At 74.4% G+C, this 3,094-nt stretch carries 3 protein-coding genes; all 3 read left to right on the forward strand.

Annotated features, from left to right (window positions below; all coding sequences use genetic code 11):
- Positions 1 to 136: 136 nt before the first annotated feature.
- The 3 genes from ABVB68_RS36670 to ABVB68_RS36680 all read left to right on the forward strand — a co-directional run bounded on the left by ABVB68_RS36670 (position 137) and on the right by ABVB68_RS36680 (position 2,873).
- A complete protein-coding gene (locus ABVB68_RS36670) occupies positions 137 to 1,315 on the forward strand; it encodes an ArsA family ATPase (RefSeq protein ID WP_353605556.1) in 1,179 nt (392 codons plus the stop codon).
- 57 nt (positions 1,316 to 1,372) lie between these two features.
- Positions 1,373 to 1,852, forward strand: a complete 480-nt coding sequence (locus ABVB68_RS36675) for a DUF5304 domain-containing protein (protein ID WP_353605557.1) — start codon at positions 1,373 to 1,375, stop codon at positions 1,850 to 1,852.
- A 67-nt stretch (positions 1,853 to 1,919) separates the two neighbouring features.
- Positions 1,920 to 2,873: an ROK family glucokinase gene (locus tag ABVB68_RS36680; RefSeq protein WP_353605558.1), complete on the forward strand. Its 954-nt coding sequence runs from the start codon at positions 1,920 to 1,922 to the stop codon at positions 2,871 to 2,873.
- The last annotated feature ends 221 nt before the right edge of the window (positions 2,874 to 3,094 follow it).

Consider the following 3,094-nt stretch of genomic DNA (forward strand, 5'->3'; position numbering starts at 1 on the left):
ACAGGCCCGTCCCTTCAGATGGACCAAGACCGCGGACCAGATCATCGACCGCATCTGCCGCTACTGCGACAGGATCTCCGGACCAGCTCACTAGCCCCGCTCGTCCGCGCGCCGGTCTCCGTTACCGTTCATCCTCATGCGCACCCTCCTGATCACGGGACCCGGCGGCAGCGGTCGTACGACGATCGCCGCCGCGACCGCACAGCGCGCCGCGGCCGGCGGCATCCGGACGCTGCTGCTGAGCGCGGACCGTGACGACACCCCGGGCGCGGCTCTGGGCTCCCCGACAGGTCCGGTCCCCGCGGCGGCCGGACCCGGCCTCACCACCTGGCGGCCCGACGCGGCCGACCGCTTCCGGCAGGACCTGACCGACTTCCAGTCCCGCGCCACGAACGTCCTCGACCTGCTCGGGGCCGCCCGCCTGGACGCCGAGGAGGTCACCCCGCTGCCCGGGGCCGAAGAGCTGACCTTCCTGCGCGCGCTGCGGGACGCCGCCCTCAGCGAGCGCCACGACCTCCTCGTCGTCGACCTCCCGCCCCTGCCGCAGGCCCTCGACCTGCTCGCCCTCCCCGAGGAGCTGCGCCGCTACCTGCGCCGCCTGCTCCCGCCGGAGCGGCAGGCGGCCCGGGCCCTGCGCCCGGTCCTCGGCCGGCTGGCCGGTGTCCCGATGCCCGCCGACTGGCTGTACGAGACGGCCGCCCGCTGGGACCTCGAACTCGCCGCCGTCGAGGCCGTCCTCGCCGACCCGGAGACCTCCGTACGGCTGGTCGCCGAACCCGGACCGGCCGGCGCCGACGCCGTGCGCGCCGCCACCCCGGGCCTGGCCCTGCGCGGCCTGCGCGCCGAGGCGCTGATCGCCAACCGCGTCCTGCCCGACGACGACGGCGGCGGCACCTGGCTCGCCGGGCCCCTCGCCCAGCAGGACAAGACCCTCGCCGAGTGGCGGGAGCGGCCCGACGCCGTCCACACCATCCCCCACCTGGGCCGCGACCCGCGCGGCGGCGAAGATCTCGCCGCCCTCGGCGTGCCGGCCGTCAATCCGGCGCCCGCCCCGGTCGAGTGGCCCGTCGCCGACCGGATCGCCGAGGACGGCGTGCTGGTCTGGCACATCCCGCTGCCGGGGGCGATACGGGACGAACTGGACCTGATCCGGCGCGGCGACGAACTCCTGATCACCGCGGGACCCTTCCGCCGGATCGTCGCGCTGCCGTCCGCCCTGCGCCGCTGCACCGTCGCGGGAGCCGCGCTGCGCGAGGGCGAACTGCGCATCCGGTTCGCGCCGGATCCCGGCCTGTGGCCCGGCGCCGGACGGTGAGCGGCGTACCCCGTTCAGGTAACGTCGTAAGGGCCGAACCGTAGTCAGGAGCCCGCCATGAGCGAAGAGAGCCGAGCATCCGGCCCCTACGAGGAGGAGCGGGCGCGGGCGGCCGACGCCGACGCCTGGGCCACCGCCTGCGCCGAGGATCTGGCCGCCGAGAAGACCCGCCGGCGCACCGAGTACGGCCCGCCGCCGGGCTCGGCCGCCGAGGAGCTGAAGAAGCTCGTGGACACCGTGGCCGACAAGCTGTCCGGCCTGCAGTCACCGCTTCTCGGGGCCATCGCCGGACCCGCCGCCCAGCAGGCGGTGCGGCAGGTCGTCCAGCAGGCGAAGGCCGCAGTCGAACCCGTCGTGGAGCGCAACCCCGAGGTCTTCGAGCACCTCGCCGCGGCCGGCACCGAACTGCTGGCCGCCTACCGCTCCGCCGTCCAGGCCCAGGAGCACCGCTGGACCACCGGCGCCGCCGACCTGGGGGACGACCGTCCCGACCGGGGCGAGGGCACCGGCCCGGGCGAGCGCATCGACCTGGACTGAGGACCTCCCACGGCAGGGCCTCGGGTACGGTTGGCCGTAGCGGGGCTCGACCGGAACTGAGGGATTCATGGGACTCACCATCGGCGTCGACATCGGCGGCACGAAGATCGCGGCCGGCGTGGTCGACGAGGAAGGCAACATCCTCTCGACCCACCAGGTACCGACTCCGGGCACGCCCGAGGGCATCGTGGACGCCATCGCCGCCGCCGTCGACGGCGCGCGCGTGGGGCACGAGATCGTCGGCGTGGGCATCGGTGCGGCCGGTTACGTCAACCGGCAGCGCTCCACGGTGTACTTCGCGCCGAACATCGACTGGCGCAACGAGCCGCTGAAGGAGAAGGTCGAGGCCCGCACCGGCCTCCCCGTCGTGGTCGAGAACGACGCCAACGCCGCCGCCTGGGGCGAGTACAAGTTCGGCGCCGGCAAGGGCCACCGCAACGTCATCTGCATCACGCTCGGCACCGGCCTCGGCGGCGGCATCATCATCGGCAACAAGCTGCGCCGCGGCCACTTCGGGGTCGCCGCCGAGTTCGGCCACATCCGCATGGTCCCGGACGGCCTGCTGTGCGGCTGCGGCTCGCAGGGCTGCTGGGAGCAGTACGCCTCCGGCCGCGCCCTGGTCCGCTACGCCAAGCAGCGGGCCAACGCCACCCCGGAGCGCGCCGAGGTCCTGCTCTCGCTCGGCGACGGCACCCCCGAGGGCATCGAGGGCAAGCACATCTCCATGGCCGCCCGCCAGGGCTGCCCGGTCGCCGTGGACTCCTACCGCGAGCTGGCCCGCTGGGCCGGCGCGGGCCTCGCCGACCTGGCCTCGCTCTTCGACCCGTCCGCGTTCATCGTCGGCGGCGGCCTTTCCGACGAGGGCGACCTGGTCCTCGACCCCATCCGCACGTCGTACAGGCGCTGGCTGGTCGGCGGCAACTGGCGCCCGGTCGCCGACGTGATCGCGGCCCAGCTCGGCAACAAGGCGGGCATGGTGGGCGCGGCGGACCTGGCCCGCGAGCCCGACCCGATCATGTAGGAGGCGTCCGCGCCGACAAGGGGCGCGGGGTCCGCGCGACGAGCCTCACCGTACCGGCCGCGCGCGGACCCCGCGGCCCCGGGTCATGACGTGCCGGCCTTCGCGCGCGGACCCCGTGTTTCCGAGCTAGACGAGTGAGTCCGATGTGATCAGTGGTCATACGCGATCAGAGAGCGGGTGACTGGTGCGCCGATCTTGTTGTTGTGCCAGATACCGGCGGC

This window comes from Streptomyces sp. NPDC096012, from assembly GCF_040426375.1.
Lineage (GTDB): Bacteria > Actinomycetota > Actinomycetes > Streptomycetales > Streptomycetaceae > Streptomyces.

Bases quoted from the DNA above. Each gene is read 5' to 3' on its own strand.
- ABVB68_RS36670 (WP_353605556.1), top strand. From the start codon at position 137: ATGCGCACCCTCCTGATCACGGGACCCGGCGGCAGCGGTCGTACGACG.
- ABVB68_RS36680 (WP_353605558.1), top strand. From the start codon at position 1,920: ATGGGACTCACCATCGGCGTCGACATCGGCGGCACGAAGATCGCGGCC.
- ABVB68_RS36675 (WP_353605557.1), top strand. From the start codon at position 1,373: ATGAGCGAAGAGAGCCGAGCATCCGGCCCCTACGAGGAGGAGCGGGCG.